Annotated in this window: 27 protein-coding genes; 10 read left to right on the forward strand and 17 right to left on the reverse strand. The window is 64.0% G+C overall.

Going from position 1 to position 19843, the window contains the following annotated elements:
• Positions 1-9: 9 nt before the first annotated feature.
• The 3 genes from FXB41_RS22410 to FXB41_RS22420 form a co-directional block, all read right to left on the reverse strand.
• Positions 10-1230, reverse strand: coding sequence for an MFS transporter (locus FXB41_RS22410; RefSeq protein ID WP_219683225.1), 1221 nt, complete (start codon positions 1228-1230; stop codon positions 10-12).
• A gap of 271 nt (positions 1231-1501) precedes the next feature.
• Complete coding sequence (locus tag FXB41_RS22415; protein WP_219683226.1) at positions 1502-2080, reverse strand: DUF308 domain-containing protein; 579 nt, start codon at positions 2078-2080, stop codon at positions 1502-1504.
• Between the two features lie 105 nt (positions 2081-2185).
• Entirely contained in the window at positions 2186-2770 is a 585-nt protein-coding gene (locus tag FXB41_RS22420; protein WP_219683227.1) for a TetR/AcrR family transcriptional regulator, read from the reverse strand.
• Positions 2771-2846: 76 nt separating this feature from the next.
• Between FXB41_RS22420 and FXB41_RS22425 the strand changes: the two genes are divergently transcribed.
• The 3 genes from FXB41_RS22425 (at position 2847) to FXB41_RS22435 (ending at position 4264) form a co-directional block, all read left to right on the forward strand.
• Positions 2847-3344 carry a peptide deformylase gene (locus FXB41_RS22425; RefSeq protein WP_219683228.1) on the forward strand — a complete coding sequence of 166 codons (498 nt, stop codon included), beginning with the start codon at positions 2847-2849 and terminating at the stop codon, positions 3342-3344.
• A 77-nt stretch (positions 3345-3421) separates the two neighbouring features.
• Complete coding sequence (locus FXB41_RS22430) at positions 3422-3835, forward strand: GFA family protein (RefSeq protein ID WP_219683229.1); 414 nt, start codon at positions 3422-3424, stop codon at positions 3833-3835.
• Between the two features lie 24 nt (positions 3836-3859).
• On the forward strand, positions 3860-4264 hold the full coding sequence (locus tag FXB41_RS22435; RefSeq protein WP_219683230.1) for an MAPEG family protein: 405 nt from the start codon (positions 3860-3862) through the stop codon (positions 4262-4264).
• A 38-nt stretch (positions 4265-4302) separates the two neighbouring features.
• Here the strand turns inward: FXB41_RS22435 and FXB41_RS22440 are convergent, their stop codons facing one another.
• From FXB41_RS22440 to FXB41_RS22450, 3 genes are read right to left on the reverse strand one after another with little or no spacing between them, the layout of a single operon-like run.
• Positions 4303-4665, reverse strand: coding sequence for an ArsR/SmtB family transcription factor (locus tag FXB41_RS22440; RefSeq protein WP_007592142.1), 363 nt, complete (start codon positions 4663-4665; stop codon positions 4303-4305).
• Positions 4665-5327, reverse strand: a complete 663-nt coding sequence (locus FXB41_RS22445) for an SRPBCC family protein (protein ID WP_219683231.1) — start codon at positions 5325-5327, stop codon at positions 4665-4667. Before FXB41_RS22445 ends, FXB41_RS22440 begins: the two co-directional genes overlap by 1 nt.
• Positions 5328-5383: 56 nt before the next feature.
• Positions 5384-6181 carry an AraC family transcriptional regulator gene (locus FXB41_RS22450; RefSeq protein WP_219683232.1) on the reverse strand — a complete coding sequence of 266 codons (798 nt, stop codon included), beginning with the start codon at positions 6179-6181 and terminating at the stop codon, positions 5384-5386.
• Positions 6182-6429: 248 nt separating this feature from the next.
• Between FXB41_RS22450 and FXB41_RS40915 the strand changes: the two genes are divergently transcribed.
• Both FXB41_RS40915 and FXB41_RS40920 read left to right on the forward strand, forming a co-directional pair.
• Complete coding sequence (locus tag FXB41_RS40915; protein ID WP_246649036.1) at positions 6430-7377, forward strand: carboxylesterase/lipase family protein; 948 nt, start codon at positions 6430-6432, stop codon at positions 7375-7377.
• Between the two features lie 99 nt (positions 7378-7476).
• Positions 7477-7980 (forward strand): carboxylesterase family protein, encoded by a 504-nt coding sequence (locus tag FXB41_RS40920; RefSeq protein WP_246649037.1) that lies wholly within the window; start codon positions 7477-7479, stop codon positions 7978-7980.
• Between the two features lie 7 nt (positions 7981-7987).
• Here FXB41_RS40920 and FXB41_RS22460 read toward each other — a convergent pair whose 3' ends face one another.
• The 3 genes from FXB41_RS22460 to FXB41_RS22470 all read right to left on the reverse strand — a co-directional run bounded on the left by FXB41_RS22460 (position 7988) and on the right by FXB41_RS22470 (position 11167).
• A complete protein-coding gene (locus FXB41_RS22460; protein WP_219683233.1) occupies positions 7988-9247 on the reverse strand; it encodes a serine hydrolase domain-containing protein in 1260 nt (419 codons plus the stop codon).
• A 111-nt stretch (positions 9248-9358) separates the two neighbouring features.
• Positions 9359-10117 carry an SDR family oxidoreductase gene (locus FXB41_RS22465; protein ID WP_007592149.1) on the reverse strand — a complete coding sequence of 253 codons (759 nt, stop codon included), beginning with the start codon at positions 10115-10117 and terminating at the stop codon, positions 9359-9361.
• A 168-nt stretch (positions 10118-10285) separates the two neighbouring features.
• A complete protein-coding gene (locus FXB41_RS22470) occupies positions 10286-11167 on the reverse strand; it encodes an AraC family transcriptional regulator (protein WP_007592151.1) in 882 nt (293 codons plus the stop codon).
• 323 nt (positions 11168-11490) lie between these two features.
• Here FXB41_RS22470 and FXB41_RS22475 point away from each other — a divergent pair, with 323 nt between their 5' ends.
• Positions 11491-11838: a hypothetical protein gene (locus tag FXB41_RS22475; protein ID WP_007592152.1), complete on the forward strand. Its 348-nt coding sequence runs from the start codon at positions 11491-11493 to the stop codon at positions 11836-11838.
• A gap of 71 nt (positions 11839-11909) precedes the next feature.
• On the opposite strand, the gene FXB41_RS22480 is transcribed toward FXB41_RS22475, so the two are convergent.
• Both FXB41_RS22480 and FXB41_RS22485 read right to left on the reverse strand, forming a co-directional pair.
• The gene (locus FXB41_RS22480; RefSeq protein ID WP_219683234.1) at positions 11910-12368 is read right to left on the reverse strand and encodes a suppressor of fused domain protein; all 459 of its coding nucleotides are present in this window, start codon (positions 12366-12368) and stop codon (positions 11910-11912) included.
• A 155-nt stretch (positions 12369-12523) separates the two neighbouring features.
• Positions 12524-12748 carry a hypothetical protein gene (locus tag FXB41_RS22485; RefSeq protein ID WP_219683235.1) on the reverse strand — a complete coding sequence of 75 codons (225 nt, stop codon included), beginning with the start codon at positions 12746-12748 and terminating at the stop codon, positions 12524-12526.
• On the opposite strand from FXB41_RS22485, the gene FXB41_RS22490 reads away from it, so the two are divergent.
• A complete protein-coding gene (locus FXB41_RS22490; RefSeq protein ID WP_219683236.1) occupies positions 12747-13193 on the forward strand; it encodes an Rrf2 family transcriptional regulator in 447 nt (148 codons plus the stop codon). The genes FXB41_RS22485 and FXB41_RS22490 overlap by 2 nt on opposite strands.
• A 141-nt stretch (positions 13194-13334) precedes the next feature.
• A complete protein-coding gene (locus FXB41_RS22495; protein ID WP_007592158.1) occupies positions 13335-13979 on the forward strand; it encodes an NADPH-dependent F420 reductase in 645 nt (214 codons plus the stop codon).
• 75 nt (positions 13980-14054) lie between these two features.
• Here the strand turns inward: FXB41_RS22495 and FXB41_RS22500 are convergent, their stop codons facing one another.
• The 3 genes from FXB41_RS22500 to FXB41_RS22510 all read right to left on the reverse strand — a co-directional run bounded on the left by FXB41_RS22500 (position 14055) and on the right by FXB41_RS22510 (position 16074).
• The gene (locus tag FXB41_RS22500; protein ID WP_219683237.1) at positions 14055-14459 is read right to left on the reverse strand and encodes a nuclear transport factor 2 family protein; all 405 of its coding nucleotides are present in this window, start codon (positions 14457-14459) and stop codon (positions 14055-14057) included.
• Position 14460: 1 nt separating this feature from the next.
• A complete protein-coding gene (locus tag FXB41_RS22505; RefSeq protein ID WP_219683238.1) occupies positions 14461-15357 on the reverse strand; it encodes an MBL fold metallo-hydrolase in 897 nt (298 codons plus the stop codon).
• A 72-nt stretch (positions 15358-15429) separates the two neighbouring features.
• On the reverse strand, positions 15430-16074 hold the full coding sequence (locus FXB41_RS22510) for a DsbA family protein (RefSeq protein WP_219683239.1): 645 nt from the start codon (positions 16072-16074) through the stop codon (positions 15430-15432).
• Positions 16075-16185: 111 nt separating this feature from the next.
• On the opposite strand from FXB41_RS22510, the gene FXB41_RS22515 reads away from it, so the two are divergent.
• The gene (locus FXB41_RS22515; RefSeq protein ID WP_219683240.1) at positions 16186-17091 is read left to right on the forward strand and encodes a LysR family transcriptional regulator; all 906 of its coding nucleotides are present in this window, start codon (positions 16186-16188) and stop codon (positions 17089-17091) included.
• Positions 17092-17140: 49 nt separating this feature from the next.
• Here FXB41_RS22515 and FXB41_RS22520 read toward each other — a convergent pair whose 3' ends face one another.
• The 3 genes from FXB41_RS22520 to FXB41_RS22530 all read right to left on the reverse strand — a co-directional run bounded on the left by FXB41_RS22520 (position 17141) and on the right by FXB41_RS22530 (position 18827).
• Entirely contained in the window at positions 17141-17578 is a 438-nt protein-coding gene (locus tag FXB41_RS22520; protein ID WP_219683241.1) for a type II toxin-antitoxin system VapC family toxin, read from the reverse strand.
• A gap of 3 nt (positions 17579-17581) precedes the next feature.
• Positions 17582-17824: a type II toxin-antitoxin system Phd/YefM family antitoxin gene (locus FXB41_RS22525; RefSeq protein ID WP_007592169.1), complete on the reverse strand. Its 243-nt coding sequence runs from the start codon at positions 17822-17824 to the stop codon at positions 17582-17584.
• Positions 17825-17930: 106 nt separating this feature from the next.
• Positions 17931-18827: a LysR family transcriptional regulator gene (locus tag FXB41_RS22530; protein ID WP_219683242.1), complete on the reverse strand. Its 897-nt coding sequence runs from the start codon at positions 18825-18827 to the stop codon at positions 17931-17933.
• A 262-nt stretch (positions 18828-19089) separates the two neighbouring features.
• Here FXB41_RS22530 and FXB41_RS22535 point away from each other — a divergent pair, with 262 nt between their 5' ends.
• Positions 19090-19824: an SDR family NAD(P)-dependent oxidoreductase gene (locus FXB41_RS22535; RefSeq protein ID WP_018459185.1), complete on the forward strand. Its 735-nt coding sequence runs from the start codon at positions 19090-19092 to the stop codon at positions 19822-19824.
• Positions 19825-19843: the final 19 nt, after the last annotated feature.

The raw sequence follows: 19843 nt of genomic DNA on the forward strand, positions 1-19843 counted from the left end.
TGAAGCTGCTTACGCAGCCGCCGGCGCCAACTCCGCTCGCGGCTTCGGGAACGGCTTGAAATTCATCGCCATCAGGAAGGCGCCGAGGCCCATCGCCCAGGAGGCGATATAGAGCCAGGCGTAGCTCGATAACGCATCGTAGATCAGGCCGCCGGCGAGCGGGCCCGTGGCCATGCCGAGACTGCCGGCCATCGCGGTGCCGCCGATCACCGTGCCCATCATCTTGAGCGGGAAGTTCTCGCGGATCAGCACCGCGTAGAGCGGCATGGTGCCGGCATAGATGAAGCCGAAGACGGCCCCGACGGCGTAGAATGTCGTGAGCTGGTGCGCGAAGACATAACCCAGCGCGCCGAACGCCTGCAACAGCAGGCCCGAGACGAGCACGCGCTTGGCGCCGAAGCGGTCACCCATCAGGCCGAAGGCGATGCGTCCGCCGAGGCCGGCAAAACCCTCGATGCTGTAGATCGTCACCGCCGCAACGAGTGGGATGCCGCAGCTCACGGCATAGGAGACGGTGTGAATGATCGGGCCGGAATGGGTGGCGCAGCAGAAGAAGTTAGTGGCGAGCAGGATCAGGAATTGCGGCGAGCGCAGCGCCTCCCCCATCGACATCTCGCCTTGCCCGGCGCCCCCGCCCTCAGGCGCGGCCAAGGCGTGCGCGAGCGCCGGCGGGCGGCGCACCAGGAACGAGACCGGGATCATGATGGCGCCAACCACCAGCGCTACGATCTGCATCGCGGTGCGCCAGTCATGGTTGGAGACGAGCCAGGCCGCGAGCGGCGCCATCGTCATCGGCGCCATGCCCATGCCGGCCGACACCAGCGAGACCGCGAGGCTGCGATGGTTGTCGAACCAGCCGGTCACGGTCGCCATCATCGGCGCGAAGATCGCCGCACAGGACGCCCCGACCAGAAGGCCGAAGACGAACTGAAACGCCAGCAGCGAGGTGGCGTGGCTCGCCGCGAACAGGCTCACGGTCAGCACCGTCGATCCCGTCAGCACCACCGGCCGCGGCCCGAACCGGTCCGTCAACGTGCCCCAGGCCATGCTGGTGAAGGCCATCGCCAGAAAGCCGATCGTCATCGCGCTGGAGATGCCGGTCACCGACCAGCCGGTGTCCTTCGCGATCGGCTGCAGGAACACCGGCAGCGAAAACATGCCGCCGATGGCGACGCAGCCGAGCAAGCCGCCCGCGGCGACGATCACCCAGCGATAGGAGGAAGAGTTCATTTTTGGTCTCCCGTCAGGTCTGTCTGGGTGGAAGACGAATGGGAACATGGTGGACCGACAGGCCGACGCAAGTTTTTGCGGCAGGCTTTTGTGACCTGCCAAACAAAAACGGCGAAAACAACCCCATGCACAGTAGCCGGGCGCTTTGGGATCAAGGACTTACAGCGCAGCCCTTTGCCGTGCGAGGAACCCCCGTTTGACTCGTCGGGCAAAACACCTGCATCATGGCATCATCCCGCCGGTATCGATCTCGTCCCCTCGCGAACAGGCTTCAAGCAGCCACGCCGCGCCGCCACTCGCCGACCGTGAGCCAGACCGCAGAGACCAGGAAGTAGAGCGCACCGACGGCGGCATAGCCCGCGACATTCGCGATCGAGGGAACCGCAGGCGTCGTCGCCTGAAAGATGAAGAAGCCGCCTGCAAGCGCCGATTGGCCACCGCTGAGCACCATGGCCCACTGCGCGCCAAAACTCCGCCAGCGGCGGATGGCCGTCCCCAGCTGCAGCAGTCCGGACACAATCGCCCATGCCCCGAAGATTCCGAGAACCCGGTTCATGCTTGTTTGCAGAGCGACAACGACTGCGATGGTTGTCGCAACGCTCGCCAGAGCGTTGAAAACCTGGGTGCGATTCTGATTGAAGCCGCCGCTGCGAAGCGCGTCCGCGCAGTTGGCTGCAGCGTCCCATGCGGGATAGAGGACGAGCAAGGCGCCGGCGATCACTGGAGAAGAAGCCCCGGCGGCAAACGCAGCAGCGACCCAGGCGACGGAGAACGCCGCTCGCACGAAGTAGTATTGCTTCAGCCATCGCTCGCGGTCGGTATGAACCGGATCCAATTGATATCGCGCCATTGCAGTCTCTCCTATACCTACTAGTTGGTAGTTTTCTTACACGCGGCGAAACCGACTTCGCTCCAGCCCGCTTGCGGGCTGTCGCGATCGTCTCGCCGATGTCTCTCAATGCTTGTTGGCCAGCCGGTCCAGCAGCGGGGTGGTGATCACACCGAATATTTTTGGATCGCCATAGGCACGCGCCGACAGCATCGCGCCGTGAATGGTCGCCATGAATCCTTCGGCCTCGACGCGGGCTGTGCCGGAGAGTTTGAGTTGCCCTTTCCGCTTGCCGCGCTCCATGACGGCCGTCAGCCAGGAAGCCAGGGAGCGGAAGTGCGCACGGACTTCGAGCGCAACCTCCTCCGGCAGGATCGGAAGCTCGCTGGCCAGCAGCGCGCAGACGCAGAACGGCGCCGTCGCATCATTGATGCACGCCTTCCAGTACGCGACATAGTTTTCGAGTTGGCCGCACGGATCAGGGACATTGCGCTCGAGCGCGGACAGTCCCGCCTCGGCTTCGGCGCGGTAGCGCGACACGAGGGTGCGGACCAGATCGACCTTGCTGGCGAAATGGTGGTGGATGCTTGGCTTGCGGATGCCGACAACATCGGCCACGTCGGCATAGCTGAAACCGTTATAACCGCCCGCGATGATCAAGCTGCGCGCGCAGGCCAGGATGTCGTCGGCAGTTGAGGAGACGTTGGTCATGGGCCTTAGCTACCTTCCAGTTGGTAGGGCGTCAAGAACGGGATGCTTCAACCATCCGTGAGTGCTAGGAGCCTGCATGACCATTCGCCCGATCGTCCGCTATCCCGACCGCCGCCTCGCGCTGCCGGCCCGCCCCGTCACCGCGTTCGACGCCGGTTTGCGTGAGCTCGCAACGGATTTGCTCGAGACCATGCGCGCCGCGCCCGGCATCGGCATCACGGCGCCGCATGTCGGCGTGCCCTTGCGCGTCGTCGTGCTCGAACTCGACCCGAAGGACGGACCGCGGACCTACGTCAATCCGGAGATCGAATGGGCCTCGCCCGAGATGATCATGCATCGCGAGGGCAGTGTCTCGATGCCCGGCGTCAACGACGACATCCAGCGCCACGCGCGCGTGCGGATCAGCTATCAGGATCTCGACGGCAACGTGCACAGCGAGGAGTCGGACTCCTTGCGCGCCGTCTGCCACCAGCACGAGATCGACCAGCTCGACGGCATGTTCTGGATCCAGCGGCTGTCGCGGCTGAAGCGGGAGCGGCTGGTGAAGAAGTTCGAGAAGATGTCGCGCGAGTGAGCGCCGGCTGCTCGATGTGGCGAAATCAAACCAGCCTGATATGATTGGAACGGTCGGCCCCGTCGGGAGGGAGACGAATGACATATTCAGGTCGTTGCGCCTGCGGCGCGGTTTGTTACACCATTGCGTCCGCGCCGATCCGCGGCTTCCAATGTCAGTGCAGCGACTGTCAGCGCGATACCGGCAGCGGCCACAGCTCCATCTTCGTGTTCGCGCGTAGCGCAGTCTCGGTGACAGGCGAGGTGCGCGAAATCGAGCGCACCGCCGACAGCGGCGCAATCAAGCGCAAAGGGTTCTGTCCGAACTGCGGCTCGCCGATCTACAACAAGCCGGACGAGAAGCCGGAGTTCATCGGCATCTATGTCGGCACGCTGGACGATGCCAGCACGTTCAAACCGTCCGTCGTGCTGTTCTGCTCGCGCGGATATGCCTGGGATCACCTCGATCCCGAGATTCCCAAACTCCCGGAATGGCACCCGGGATCGCGCTGATTCTTGCAGATTGAGGGACAGCCAATGGCGATGAGCTTCGAGCTATCGATGCTGGCCGCCGCAATCGTCTGGGGCTTCGTACAGCTTGTCGCCGCCGCGCAAGCCGCGACCCTGCAGTACGGCCTCAGATGGGCTGCGAGCCCGCGCGACACCGAGATGCCGCCGCTCAAGCCCATCCCCGGCCGCCTCAACCGAAATTTCCGCAACTACATGGAGACGTTTCCGTTCTTTGCCGCAGCGATCCTCATCTCTCACGCCGCAGGCGTTCACAATGAGCTGACTTATTGGGGATCGATCGCCTATCTTGGCGGACGCATCGCCTACACCGCGCTTTACCTATCCGGCATACCTCTCGTCCGCTCGCTGTTCTGGAATATCGCCAGCTTTGGCATGCTCGCCGTTTTGGCAGCGGCTTTCGTCCCTCACTGAAGCGGCGCGATAGCGACTTTGCCTTTGCCGCGATGCCTTCACGCCCGCTTCCCGCCCCGCCTGGTCATTGGCGCGTTACGACGCTCGCGTTTGCCGCGCGCGATTTCCGTCGCCAGCGCATCCAGCTTCGGCTCCCAGAAATTGCGGAACTGACCGACCCATGCATCCACCGCTTGGAGCCCCGCAGCATCGACCGAATAGAGCCGTCGTTGCGCCTCCGCGCGAACCGTGGCGAAGCCGCTCTCGCGCAGCACCTTGAGGTGCTGCGACACGGCGGCCTGCGTGATCCCGAACTCCGCCCCGATCACTTCGACGACCTTGCCGGAGGCCATCTCGCCGGGCGCAAGCAGCTCGAGGATGCGACGGCGGACGGGGTCGGCGAGGACCTCGAAGATTTGCATCAGCTTCCTGTGCCCGGATGCACCACGTCGGGCGGCGTCTCGCCGCGATAGAAGGCGATGGTGCGGTCGGAGCGCTGCTTCGCGGAGGCAGGATCCACGCCGCTTGCGACATGTGCTGCGCGCCAATACTCGCCGCTGCTCGTCATGAATTCCTTGCCCGCGGAAGAGCCCAACCATGCCTCGGCCGTCTCATGGTCGACCGATGCCCCGGTCGCAACATATCGCTCCAGCCCCGCAATGGCGAGATCCCAGCCGATCCCGACTGCCCCTGGGCCGAACTGATTCCAATGATCCTCGATCATCGCGGTGTGCTCAAGCGTCAGCCGCGCCTGGCTTCGTTCTGCCGTCAGCTTGACGTCGATCCAGCTCATCGCGCCGCCGAATTCCCACGTCGCCGCAAAATGGGTCGGCGGCGTACACGCCGTGATGGTCCCGCCGGCATTCCCCTTGAGCTGGTACTTTCCGCCGAGCCGGAGATCTCCCTCGACCGGCAAGAACCAGCGCGGAATGCGTTGTTCGCTGGTCACTGCGTCCCAGAGATCGTCGACGCTGGTTTCGTAAAGCCGCGTCAGTATCACCGCACTGGCCGCTTTCCCGTCCTTCTCGAAATTCCTCACCGAACGCGTAACCAGCCCCAATACCCTGACGACGTCGATCTCCATGGCGCTCCTCCTCGTCGTTTCGTGCCAGGATGAATATCGGTTGAAGCTAATATAAGTCAACTCTTATATTCAGGGAAAATGCCGCTCAGATATTTCCCCGGCGGTTTGCCGAGTGCCTTCTTGAACATGGTGATGAAGGCCGCGACGGAGTCGTAGCCGAGATCGGCGGACACCTGCTGGACGCTCGCGCCGGACGTCAGCTCCCGCAAGGCGACGATCAGATGCAATTGCTGGCGCCAGCGCCCGAAGCTCAAGCCCGTCTCCCGGACGACGAGACGCGCGAGGCTGCTCTCGCTCAGCGCGACGCGATCGGCCCATTCGGCCAGCGTCCTGCGATCGGAAGGGTTTTTCGCCAGCGCTGCGGCAATCTTCTTCAACCGCGGCTCGGGCGAGAGCGGCAGATGAAGCTGCTGAACGGGCATGCGGGGAAGCTCGCGCAGAAGGACGCTGGCCAGAAGGTCCACCCTCGCCTCGTCATCCGCGATCTGATCGGACAATTCGACGATCACTTCACGCAGCAGCGGGGAGATCGAGAGCGTGCAGCAACGATCCGGCAGGTCCACGCGGTCAGGCTCGATATAGACGAAGAACAGCCGGGCATTTTCTGTCGCGAGGTTGCTGTGCAGCATGCCCCCGGGCACCCACACTGCGCAATGCGGCGGCACCATCCACAGACCGGTGGGAATGCGGCATGTCACGGCGCCTCCCAGCGCAAAGACAAGTTGCCCCTTCCGGTGCCTGTGATCGGGCACCTCGCCCTTGGTCCCGATCACGTCGACGCGCACCGCGATAACGGGCGCGGAGACATCATCCACGTCGAGATCAGGCCATGGAAAACGGAGCGGCTGCCGCATGCTTGCCGGTTTTTAGCAATCGATTGGCAGAATATCTAAATCGAGCGAACAAGAAAGTCGATAGGATCTCGGCGTGGCAGCGGTTTCGCTGTGGCCATCCTTCGAGACGCCCGCGTCGGCGGGCTCCTCAGCATGAGGTCTTGTTTCGCGGCACAATCGCAAATCCTCATGGTGAGGAGCCCCTCTCAGGCGGGCGTCTCGAACCATGAAGGCCAAGCTTTGTGTGCGAATGCCCTGGAGATGTGACCATGCATGGTTCCACAAGTGTGACAGCAGCCGGGCTGCAACGAGTGGTCCGCACGCAAGCAGGCTTCGTGCGTGGCGGCCCGCGCGATGCAAGCGGCGTGATCGCGTTCAAAGGCATTCCCTACGCAGCACCGCCGGTCGGACCTCTGCGTTGGTGCGCACCGCAACCGCCGGCGCCCTGGGATGGCGTGCGCGATGCGCGCGTGTTCGGCGCGGGCTGTCTATCGGCGCTCGAAAACGACCAGCGGCCGGGACCGCGCGACGAGGATTGCCTCTATCTCAACGTCTGGACCGCGGCGAAGCGCGCGGATGAGAAGCGGCCCGTGATGGTGTGGATTCACGGCGGCGGCTTTCAGTTCGGCTCCTCGGCCAATCCTGCAACCGATGGCAACGCGCTAGCAGTGAAAGGTGTCGTCGTCGTCAGCTTCAACTACCGCCTCGGCATCTTCGGCTTCCTCGCCCATCCCGATCTCGACATGGAGGCGCCATCAGGCAATTACGGCCTGCAGGATCAACTGGCGGCGCTGCGCTGGGTCAAGGCCAACATCGCCGGCTTTGGCGGCGACCCCGACAACGTCACCCTGTTCGGCGAATCCGCCGGCGCCATGGCCGTCGGCATCTTGATGGCCTCTCCGCTCGCGCACGGACTGTTTCACAAGGCCATTGGACAGAGCGGCGCGTTCTGGGACGGCAAGCACGGCCCACTCCAGGGCTTTGAAGAAGCCCGCGCGCGTGGTCTGGCTTTTGCCCGGCAACGGGGCAACGGGTCGATCGCAGCTTTGCGCAGCATGCCGGCCGATCGATTGAATGCAGCCGCGCCATGGAGTTTCAGGACCAGCCCGGTCGTGACGGCCTTCTCGCCGAGTATCGATGGTCATGTTGTGCCTGATGTGCCCGCACGGCGATTCCTTCGCGGCGAACAGATGCACATCCCGCTGCTGGCAGGCTGAAATGCCGCCGAAGAATTTCCTTTCCGTTCGCAGTCACTCCCCGACCAATCGGCGCAAGCCTTTGTCGCCGCGGCTGAGGCGATGTTCGGCAAGGAGCGCATGGCCGATTTCCTGAGGGTCTATCCCGCGGCGACCGACGCGGAGGCCAGGACTTCCGCGGCGGCGCTTAACGGCGACTATGTGGTCGGGGAGCAATGCTGGCAGTGGCTGCGTCTGCATCGGCGCGGGCGACAAGCGCCGGTCTACGGCTATCACTTCAGCTATACCTCGCATTACACGCCGATCGCCTCGCACGTCACTGAAATTCCGTTCGTGTTCGGCACACTGACACCGCAACAGGTGATCGGCAGCTCGGCACCGCCGGCCGAAGAGGACCGCGCGCTGGCGCGGACCATGATGGCCTATTGGGTCAATTTCGCCGCGCATGGCGATCCCAACGGATCGGACCTGCCACCCTGGCCCGCCTATGACGAGAACGACGTCGTGCAGATCCTGGGCAAACCGATCGAATCCCGCCCCAATCCGCAAGCCGCCCGCTTCCGCTTCCTCGATAGCTTCAGGCAGGACGGCATTTTGCCGATGCGCTGGCGGGAGCTGCCGTGAGGCGGCCTCACCCGCCCGCCATCAGCTGCTTCGCCAGCGCCATGTAGGCCGGCAGCGTCACGGGGTCGTTGGCGGCGTTGCCCGCTACGGGGTGCGAGGCGTAGCGCGCGATCACCATCTCGGCCTTGGGATCGATATAGATGCCCTGGCCGTGAACGCCGCGCGCCATATAGGCGCCGTGGGCGTTGTGCGTGACCCACCATTGATTGCGATAGGACGTACCTGTTAGCGTGGTGTAGCCGGCCGGCTTGAATTTTTCGGGATCGCCGCCGCGCGCGATGTCCTCGACGACAGACGAAGGCACGATCTGCCGGCCGTTGAAGCGGCCGTGATTGCGCATGGTCTCGCCGAAGCGGGCGAGGTCGCGCAAGGTGGTCGACAGGCCGCCGCCGCCGCTTTCGGTGCCGATGCGATCGACGTGGTAATGCGCGTCTTCCTCCGCGCCCATCGGCTGCCAGATCCGCTCGGAGAGCAGATCGGACAACGTCATGCCGCTGACGCGGCGGATGATCCAGGCCAGCGCGTCGGTGTTGACGGTCTTGTAGGCAAAGGCCTTGCCGTGCTCGCCCTGCTTCTTCTGCGCGACCAGGAAATCGAAGATGGTGGTCGCACCGTCATAGCCGGGTGGAATCGGCGCCATGCCGTTGGCGCGCCGCAGTCCCCACACATGCGAGTTCTTGTCGGTATAGACCTCCGTGTATTCGAGCCCGGTGGTCATATCCATGACCTCGTGCACGCGCGCATCGCCGAAGGCGCTGGCCTTCAGCTCAGGCACATACTCCGCGACAGGCGCCTGCGGATCGATCTTGCCCTCGGCGACCAGAATGCCGGCGAGCACGCCCGTGAACGACTTCGTCACCGACATCGCGATATGCGGCTTGTGCGGCTTCAACGCGCCGAAATAGCGCTCATAGATCAGCTTGCCCCGGTGCAGCACGGCGATGCCGTCGGTGTAAGTCTCGTCGAGCATCTTCGCGAACGTGATGGGACGCCCGTCCATCGTGACGCAGGCGACCGCGCCGATGTCGTGGTCCTCGCGCGGCAGCGCCGACGCAGGCCCCGCCCCGCGCCAGACGTTCACGGTCGGCACCAGCTGGCGGATGTTGCTCCAGGCCCAGCGCAGCTCGGGGAAGCTGCGGAACGAGCCGTCCTGGAAACTGATGGTGCGGTCGGGGGAAGGCGGGAAGCCTTTCATCCAGCCGAGTGTTTCGGGATCGGTTTCGGCGGCGCTTGCGGGCGGCTGAGTCGGGGCGGTGGCGGCGGACATCAATATTGGGCTCCGGAAGCGAACGACGGGATTTCGTATCATGGCGATTGGTGGCGAACATCCCGTGTTTGCGCCGAGGTGACCGTCGTCGTGCGCTTGGCGGGTTCGTCGTCAGGTCAGGCGCACCGACATGCCACCGTCAACCGTCATGGGACTGCCCGTCATGAACGATGCCCGGTCGCTCAGGAGAAAAACCGCCGCCTGCGCGATCTCCTTGGGACTCGCCATCCGCTTCATCGGGTGGAGCCCGGCGATAAAATTCAGGGCGTCGGGATTTCCTTCGCCTGCCGCCGGGGTGATGGTCCCTCCAGGCAGAAGCGCGTTGACGCGAATGCCTTCGGCCGCATGCTCGGCGCCCAGCGATTGAGCCAGGCCGATCAGTCCCGCCTTGGAGGCTGCGTACGCCGCCATTCCCGGCATGCCGCCGTTGCTGAACCCAACGAAGGACGACGTGAAAACGATCGAACCGCCGCCCTGCTTGCGCAGCGCCGGGATCTGCGCCTTTGCGCTGAGGAACGCCGAGGTGAGATTCACCGCGAGCACATCGGTCCAGTTTTCGACGCTCATCTCGGGGACCGGCGTCATCTCGCCGACGATGCCGGCATTGTCGAAAGCGCCGTCAAGTTTTCCGAACGTCGTGACGGCGTGCTCGACAAGGCGGGCAGCATAGCCGGTGTCCCGAACGTCGCCCGCGAGAAAAGTCGCGCGCCCTCCGGCGCTCTCGATGCTTGCAACAACCGCCTGCAGCTCGGGGACGCGACGAGCCCCGAGCACCACATCGGCGCCTTCGAACGCGAACAGCGACGCCGCGGCAGCACCGATACCGCTGCTGGCGCCGGTTATGATGATCGTCTTGTTTGCCAGTTCCACCGCGAGACTCTCCTGATGTCAAACAGGATCCGAACAAGACATCAGGCACCGGCGAGCTGCCACCCGTTTCCCGAGTTGAACGCGGGAGCGGATCGCGGCGGACTTGATCGGGGAATGGCGGCCTGTCGGTTTCCGTGATTGGAAGCGACAGGCCGCCGTCAGCGGTCGCTACTTCAGCGGCAAGAAAACGTCCGCAACAGTCTCGTGCTCCGGCACCTCCGGGAAGAAGCTCAGCCGCTGGCAATAGATCGGGAAGTCGCGGGCTTCCTCGCCGCTGGCTGGAAGCCAGTCGCGATAAAGAAAGAGCGCGGCAGGCTCCAGATTGTCGGTGTAGCCGACGACGCGCAGCACCGCGCAGCGCCCGCCAGGGATCTCGCCGGTCTTGATCTCTTCGCCGTTCGCCGCGATCGGCTGGTCGGTGCCGACACAAAGGTCGATGCTGTATTCGTCCCGCTGCGCCGGACGCCTCTCGGAATGCCAAACAGTGAAGGTCGGACTTGTCCTGGGATGCAGGTTCGCCGCCTTGCGCCACGCGATGAAGCGCTGGATGGTGGCGGGAAGCGTCGCCGGGTCGCCGCGATGCTCCATGATTGCCACCGGCGTCGGGGGCACATCACGGATCGTCACGTCGTTGGTGGTAAAAATCTTCTGCATGAGCTTGCTCCTGGCATTGTCGAGAGGCCCCAAGGCCGCAAGCCACGGCTCCCAGTCGGGAGACTTCCGGAAGGACGACGGCGATTGCCCGAACCGTTGCCGAAAGGCGCGAGCGAAGGCATCCGGTGCATCGTAACCGGCATCCATCGCAATCTCCGTCACATCAAGGGCGTCCATATAGGCTAGTTGATGCGAAGCGCGCTTCATGCGGGCCAGCTGGACATAGCGATGCACTGATAATCCGAAGGTTGCCGAGAACTGCCGGTGGAAATGATACTTTGAGAAAGCCGCAACAGCACTCACCGTGTCCAGATCCAGATCACCGTCGAGATGCCGATCGATATGATCCAGCACCCGTCGCATCCGGTCCTGATAGTTTTGCAGCGCCGCCTTCATCGTCCCTCCTCCGTGGCGGCTCCATCTAGTCGCTGACGGCAATGACACGCTCGACCGATCTTGCGGTTTGGCCGAGTCTGGCCAATCCTAGTTCGAATGACCACGCCGATTGCAAGCACCTTCCTCTCCGCGCTAAACTGTCGGAACCCCCTTGACCCACAAGTGGCGTTCCCCTTCGAGCCGACTTCCCGAACATGCACGAGCTGACGCCCGACTTCGAACGCTTTATCCGCGATCTCGAGGACTTCAATCGTGGCTGATGCGGTCAGCGGCCATCCGGGCTGCGGCTTCGGGGAATTCTCATTCGCAAACGGAATCCAAGCATGAATGCAACTCTATCCATCGTCGTCCTGGCTGCCGAGCTCCTCATCAGCGCGTTGGGCGCGTTCGTGTCAATTGCCGCGCTTGGCTTTGCGGGAGAGGTCACGCGATCCAGGGATTTGACCGCCTTTGGCTGGGTCCTGGGGGCGCTTTACTTCGTTGTCGCCTTTACGCCCCTCGTCGCAACCGCATGGGTGGCGCACAGAAGGTTTGTTTCAGACAAAGCATTCCCGGTGCTGGAGGTCATTTCGTCGCCGTACCTGGTGCCGGTGGTGCTGTGGGTTGGCGCAGCGATTTTCTGCATTGGGCTGTTGGCATTTCAAAACGGGGCGGGGCTGGCGCCGCGGTAGCGAGACGCGAAGCGATACCCTTCGGGCCAGGCGAGTCGCAGGCGTCCACGAGGATAGCGGCGGTCAAGGTATCAAAGAGCGCTGGGACGATCGATGTCGAATACGTCGATCTGTCGGTCCTCGAACAGATCCTCCAGCGCTTCGGGCCCGTTCGCCAGCGCGTAGTCCCGCTCGGCGTCCGAAATAGGTAGCACCTGCAGCCAGGCGACGGACTTGGCCGAGAAGGACTGTGTTTCAAGGTTCCACAAGAACGGAGAGATGAGCATGGCGTGCTTCATCTTGCGCCCTTCGCCATACAGTTCCAGGGCTCGCGGAATGACGACGCCGGGCAAGGGTGTGATTTCGCCCTTCTTGATGCTGAAAGCGCAGGTCGCGATCATGTTGGCGCCCTCGGCGCATTCCGTCGCCAGAGCCAGCAAAATCTCGACGCCCAGGGCCTTGCCGCCGGACGTCAGGCCTGTCTTCGCGTCGGAGAGCGCGAGGCTGGCATAGGTGGAAACGCCTCCTGCCGGGACGTTCTTGATGATCATGATATCGACGTCGCAGACGTGGGCATCATCCCAATATTTCGTAACCGTCGGTGAGCCCTGCGTAGCATCTCTCAAATAGCGGGCGAGAGATCTGTTGTCTTCCGAAACCACCATGGCTCCTCACGTCAAATCCAAGATCGTCGGCAGTCATATCTTCACCGTGATGACTGCGAGCATACGATCATCGCTCTGTCCTGTCGTGCGACCTCGGTATAGACGGGGCCGGTGGTCATATCCATGACCTCGTGCACGCGCGCGTCGCCAAAGGCGCTGGCCTTTAGCTCCGGCACAGCCGCGCATCCAGCCGCTTGCAGACGCACCAGTGTTGACACCGCCGAAAGTGTGTAATAGTGATGATTACACACAAACGAGATCGTCATGCCGACCAGCACCCGCTTCGCCGTTGCCGTTCATATCCTCACCGGACTTGCCGTGAGCGAGGGGAAGCCGCTGCGGTCCGAGGATCTCGCCTGGTCGGCCAACACCGGTGCCGTCGTCATCCGCGGGCTTTTGTCCCGCCTGAGCGATGCCGGGCTGACGCGTTCGCAGCTCGGAGCGGGTGGCGGCTCCTTGCTGGCGAAACCGGCAAAGAAGATACGGCTGCTCGATGTCTATGCGGCGGTCGAGGACACCGAGCTGTTTTCGCTGCACCGGACCCCGCCCTGCGAGAGTTGCGCGGTCGGCGGCAACATCATCGCGGCGATACAACCCGCCCTAGACCGCGCGCGCAAAGCGCTCGAGGCTGAACTCGCAAAAACGACAGTGGCGGATGTTGCAGCCGAGGTGGCGCGGCTGGGCAAGTTCTCCATTCCGCTCGCCTGGTGATTTGTTTTGCCTGTAAATGTAATCGTGTCATTGACATACAATAATTTCGATGCCGAACGGCATTGATCAGCGGATGGCCGACCAGCCTTCGGGGCGCCGGCGGTCCTGGTTTTCAAGCCCCTCACCTCACAGGAGTCCATCATGAGTATTGGTATCATCGGTTCTGGCGCCCTCGGCTCGAGCCTCGCACGTGCCTTGGCCAAAAAAGGGATATCGGCCACGATTTCGAATAGCCGCGGACCGGAATCGCTGGCGTCGCTGATTCAGGAGTTCGGCCCTTCAATCAAGGCCGGCACCGTGCAAGAGGCAGCCGGCGCCGATATCGTCATCGCCGCCATCCGCTGGACTGATGTGGAGAAGGTGTTCAGCCGCTTGCCGGCCTGGAACGGTCGCATCGTCATCGACGCCACCAATCCGGTGGAATTCCTCGATCCCAACTCGGCGGATGCGAAGGACCCGAGCAATCCACTGGCGGCCTACGGCATCAAGGCCGTCGATCTCGGCGACAAGCATTCGAGCGAGATCTTCAGCCAATTCGTTCCGGGCGCCCGCGTGGTCAAGGCGTTCAACCATAACGACGTTGCGGCGCTGTCGGAGCCGGAAGCGGCGGGTGGCCGGCGCGTGCTGTTCTATTCGGGTAATGACGCTGCCGCAAAGGCAGAGGTCCGCAAGCTCATCGAAGACACCGGCTTCTTCCCGGTCGATTTGGGATCGCTCGACGTCGGCGGACGATTGGCAACCCTGCCCTTCGGCGCGCTGGCCGCACACAACTTCATCAAGGTTTAGCAGCCGTCAAAAATGAAAAAAGGGAGCCCGCATGTCGCGGGCTCCCCTCCTCTACATTCCGACGTCAGCCGGCTGTTAGCGGCCAGCAGGCTCCAGCGCCTTCTGCACCATCACGGTGTCGACATATTGCGTCATGCTGGTGATCTTGCCGTCTTTCAGCAGATAGAGATGCGCGAACGTCGCGCGCATGGATTTGCCGGTCGCGTTGTAGGTCCCGGAGTAGACGCCGAAGGCGGCGACGCGGTCGCCGTCTTCGAGATAGGTGTGAACATCGGCGCGGTAGCCGGTCCATTCGGTGGCGAGACGCCGGAATACGCCTGATATGATCGCGTCGGGTCCGACATAGGTGCCCGCGTATGGAAACCCCTCCGCTTCGGTCCATGCGGCATCGGGCGCGAGAGCGGCCAGGAGATTCCGGCCGTTCTGTTCCGACGATGATCCCTCATAGGTGGCGCGGATCAGGTCGAGATTCGCACCCATCTCAGCCCCACTTCATCTCGCCGGTGGCGACCTTGGCGCCGATGTCGAGCGCAACGCCCATGCCGAGGCCGGGGAAGCGCGCTTCCATCGCTGCCTTGAGCGCCGCGGAATCCTTGGCCTTGGCCAGCTCTTCGTCGAACGCCTTGAGGTAGGCGATTGTGTGCTCGACGCCGGACAGGTCGGTTTTTGCATCCACCGACACATGGCCGGGCACGACGATCGCCGGCTTGCGCGCCGCGATCTTTTCGAGATTGGCGATCCAGGCCCCGCGCTGCTCCTTGGTCGGCGTGTCGGCGGTCCAGACATGGACGCCCGAGAAGATCAGCACGCCGCCGAACACCGCGTTGAGCGAGGGCACGAACAGATAGCGCCGGTTGACCAGGCCGTCCGCGCTGACGATCTCGATGGTCTCGCCGTCCACGCTGAGCGTCTTGCCGTCGAACGCTTCGGGGATCACCACATCGGCAAGCACCTGCGGGCCGTTCGCCTTGAGCTGCGGTCCCCAGACCGCAAGCTTCTTTTCCACACTGGCGTTAATGGCCGCCACGGTCGCGGGCGCCGCGAGCACGCGGGCCTCGGGGAAGATCGCCTTGATCGCGCCGAGGCTGAAATAATAATCCGGGTCCGACTGGCTGATAAAGATGGTGGTGAGCTTCTTGCCGGTTGCCTTGATGGCGTCGGCAACAGCCTTGCCGTCGGGAAGCGTGAAGCCGCCATCGATCAGCACGGCTTCGCTCGGCCCGGACACCAGAACGGGTGCCCGGAAGAAGCCGTTCTGTCCGGCTGGAAAATGCTTCCAGGCGAGCCCGCCGGCGGCATGGCCGAGGCCTGCGGGTGCGAAGACTGCGGCGGCGCCTGCGGCGAGAGTGGTCTTCATGATGGTTCTCCTTGTCGGCATGTTGGTCTCCTGGTGCTGGTCTGGGATCGCGAAATTCAAACTGGATGGTCCGGTCTCTGTTGAGCGCGGCGCTCAGGCCGCCTTGAGTCCGTCGACGAGGACGTCGAGGCTGCCGAACAGCGCGCTCGCCTGCATCAGGCGGCGATCATGGCCCGTCCCGACGATGAGGGCCGGGACGCCGTTGGCACCGAACCGGCGCATCTCGGCACGCGCAGCCTCCAGGCGCGCGCGGTAAGCGGTGATCAGTGCAGCGTCGGGGCTCGCCAGACGCGCGGCAACCTCAGGCAAATTCATCGTGCGCAGCACGTCCGACAGAACGGAGATGTCCGTGCTGTCGCGTCCTTCGACATAGCGGACGAGCTGGAAGGCCTTCAGCGCCGCGAACTCCCGATCCGGGGCCATGAGCGCGACTGCCGTGAGCGCCAGTGTCGTCGGGCCGGAATCGAACAGGCGCGTGCGGTCGCCCAGCACATCGCGGCGATAGGCTTCGCTGAAGGGCTGGCCGCTCAAGCGCGAAATCCGCTGGTCGTTGCTCCAGGCATAAGCGGCAAAGCCGTCGTCTATCGGACGCGCGCCCTCGCCGGCAAACAGGCCTGTCGGCGCAAGTTCGACAGCGAAATCCGGCCGGGCGACGAGCTGTTCGAGCAGCGCGGCGGCGCCGTAGCACCAGCCGCAGAGCGGATCGAACAGGTAGGTGATGGGAATGGGCGCGGACATGGCGATCTCCTTGAACCGCAATGTGGCACGCGGGAATTGATAGATAAATATCAACAAAATATACAGAATGTATGTGATAGACTTACAGTCTGATCTCACCGGGTAGGGCCTATGAACCTGAACCGCCTCGCCTATTTCGCAGCCGTCGTGGACACCGGATCCTTCACGCGGGCGGCCGAGCGGCTCGGCATCACCAAGGCCGTGGTCAGCCAGCAGGTGGCGCAGCTGGAGCGCGATCTCGGCACCAGCCTGCTCGTGCGCACGACGCGCCGGGTCCATCCGACCGAGGCGGGCCGGATGTTTCATGCGCGCTGCTCCATGATCCTGCGCGAGGCGGAGGATGCCTTCGACGAACTCGCCCAGGCCGCCGCCGCGCCGACCGGCACATTGCGGATCACGGCGCCCAACGACTACGGCACGGCCGTCGTCGTCGCCGTCGTCACCGCCTACGCGGCGCGCTATCCCAACTGCCGCGTGGAGTTGACGCTCGAAGATCAGACGGTCGATCTCGCCTCAGGCCAGATCGACATGGCGATCCGTGTCGGCTGGCTGGTCGATTCCAGCCTGCAGGCGCGCAAGATCGGATCGTTCCGGCAATGTCTGGTCGGCGCTCCCGCGTTCACGGATCGGATCGCCGCCGCGCGCGATCCCGACGACATCGTCACGCTGCCGTTCATCGCCAACATGGCGCTGCGCGAGCCGCTGCTGTGGCAGTTTTCGCGCGGCGATCTCGATCGACGCGCTGTGCGGCTGCAAGCAAGCATCGCGATCGACACGACGCCGGGGGTACTCGCGGCCGTGCTCGCCGGCGGCGGCCTTTCGGCGGTGCCAGACTTCCTGGTGGCCGACGATCTCGCGGCGGGCCGCCTCATTCACATCCTGCCGCAATGGCAACTGCCATCCGGCGGCATTCACACGGTCTACCCCGCGGCCCGCTTCCGGCCGCCCAAGGTGACGGCGTTCGTGGAGATGCTGATCGCGGCTCAGCGACAGGCGGGTTCGGTTGGGGCGGAGTAGCGGTGGGCAGCCAATTAGAGGCCACGCCCTCCCTATGCCTGCGCGATGATCAGGACGGCGGCAGCTCGTCGAAGGGATCATGCACGGGTACGCCGAGCGGCAGGAAATGCCTCGCGTTGCGTGACAAGACCGTCAACGAGTGCTGACGCGCAGTTGCGGCAATCATGATATCGGCAAATCCCGGAGAATGCCCCTGCCCTCGCGCGCGGTCCGACAATTGTCCGGCGATCCGCGCAGTGGGGGTATCGAACGCCAGGATTCGATCCTCATACAGGTGCAGCACGGCTTCCAGCCATTGAGCCAAATCTCTACTCCTGCGCGTGGCTTTCTCGCGTCGCAATTTGGCTATTCCGTCCTCAACCTCCGCAATCGTCACGACGGACAAGAACAAGGAGGCGGATTGCGCATCCATCCACGCGACGAGTGCCGCAGGCGTCGGCCGGTTCGGCGAGGCGGCAGATATGACATTGGTATCGACGAGATACACGTCTCAGAAGTCGGTCTTGCGCAGCTTGGCGCGATTACGCGTCGGCACATCGCCGGCCCGCACGGGGGCCGCCATCAGCAGGCGCCCGAAGCTCGGCACCTGCGACAGACGCCGCCACTCCTCATAGCTCAAGACCACCGCCTGCTTTTTACCGTGACGCGTGATGATCGCGGGCTTGCCATCGACCGCTTCATCGACGACCGCGGAGAGGTTAGCCTTTGCGTCACGAAGCTGAATCTCTCGCATGAGTCCTCCAATATGACTACAGTAGTCATATAGGAGGGCGGCTTGTATTTCAAGGCATTCCCGGCCGACCACCGGACGGCATCCGAATGGACCGACCTGCCCCACGTCAGTCGCGCGATACGGACAGCCCCGCGAGAAGCGGCGCGTACGCGGCGAGCCTGCGGGATACGAACTCGGTGAAGAGCCGCACGCGCTTGGTCTTGCGTGTCTCGCCCTGTGTGAGGAGCCAAACCGTTCCGTACATGTGTAGCTCGGTGCCCGGCACCCTCACCAGCAGGGGGTCGGCATCGCCGACGAAGCACGGCAGCGTCGTGATCCCGAGCCCTTGCCGGACCGCAGCGATCTGCGTCCCGGCGTCTGAGGTCCTGAATGGAACGCCCGTGGTGCGGACCTCGCCCGCGCTGGCCCAGTCCGGGATGCCGTGCATGCTGATGACGATCCAGCGGAAGGGATCAGGCGCGCCCGCGCGCCAGGCGGCCAGCCGATCCCTGGATATGTAGACGGCGCCGAACAGCTCCGGTCCCTTCATGCCGTGAAGATTTTGCGGGAGGGTTTTGCGGTCATAGACGACGCGGATCGCGACGTCGGCCTCCCGGTTGGTCAGATTAGCCAGCTCGCCGGCCGACAAGATATCCATCTCGATATCAGGATGCAGGCGCGCAAAATCGGCGAAATCGGGCATCAGCAGGTGCGTCGCAAGCGGCGGCGCCAGCGTCACCCGCAGACGCCCACGCACGCTCTGGTCGCGCCCGAACACACGCGTCTCCAGCAGGTGTGAGGAGGCTTCCATCTGGTCCGCGAATTCGAGGACCTCCTCGCCCGCAGCCGTCAGGCGGTAGCCCGAAGGCAGCTTTTCGAACATCTGGACCCCGAGGCGTTCCTCGAGCTGGGCGATGCGTCGCAGCACGGTCGCGTGGTTCACACCGAGGTGCTCGGCGGCCGCCCGCACCGAGCCTCCGCGCGCGACGGCTAGAAAATAGCGAACGTCATCCCAGTCGATCATGGTGCAATCCCGCACCGCGCGGTGCGCCTTCCAAAGCCCGGATCTGACGCCTCCTACAGCAGTCCGAGGGGTCATCATAGCCAGTTCCGACAAATACGACCCAGTTCCGAACGGCGGACCGTCGCGGCTGGCGTCGGACGCGCGGCCGGATCGATTTTGCACCACCGATGTGCGCGCTTCCGCACTCAACGCCTGACGCCGGCGGACCTATGTCGGGGACGTCGGGGGCAGATGCTGTCCCGGCACCACGACAGGAGAAATTATGGGAAAGCTTGACGGCAAGGTTGCAGTCATCACGGGTGGCGCGACCGGCATCGGCCGCGCCGCGGCAAAGCGCTTCATCGAGGACGGTGCCTTCGTCTTCATTTTCGGCCGCCGGCAGCAAGCGCTCGACGCAGCTGTCGCCGCCCTCGGCCCCAATGCCCGCGCGGTGAAGGGCTCGGTCTCGGATGAGGCCGACCTCGATCGGCTCTACGCGGCGGTGAAGGCCGAGCGCGGAACCCTCGACATCGTCTTCGCCAATGCCGGCGCGGGAAGCCAGCTTGCGCTCGGCAAGATCACCGCCGCGCATATCGACGAAACCTTCGACACCAATGTGAAGGGTACGATCTTCACGGTGCAGAAGGCGCTGCCGCTGATGCGCCGGGGCGGTTCGATCATCCTGACCGGATCGAGCGCGGGCACCACGGGCGCTCCGGCCATGAGCGCCTACAGCGCGAGCAAGGCGGCCGTACGCAACCTCGCGCGGACCTGGGCGGAGGACCTGAAGGGCAGCGGCATCCGCGTCAACGTGCTGTCGCCCGGGGCGACCGCGACCGAACTCGCGAAGGAAGCGTTGGGCGAGGAAGGCCAGAAGGTGTTCGCCGCGATGACCCCGCTGCAGCGCATGGCCGATCCCGCGGAGATCGGGGCCGTGGCCGCCTTTCTCGCCTCATCGGACAGCAGCTTCATGACCGCCAGCGAAGTCGCCGTCGACGGCGGCCTGGCGCAACTCTGATCCCGGCGCAGTCCCGCGC

This window comes from Bradyrhizobium canariense, assembly GCF_019402665.1.
Classification (GTDB): Bacteria; Pseudomonadota; Alphaproteobacteria; order Rhizobiales; family Xanthobacteraceae; genus Bradyrhizobium; species Bradyrhizobium canariense.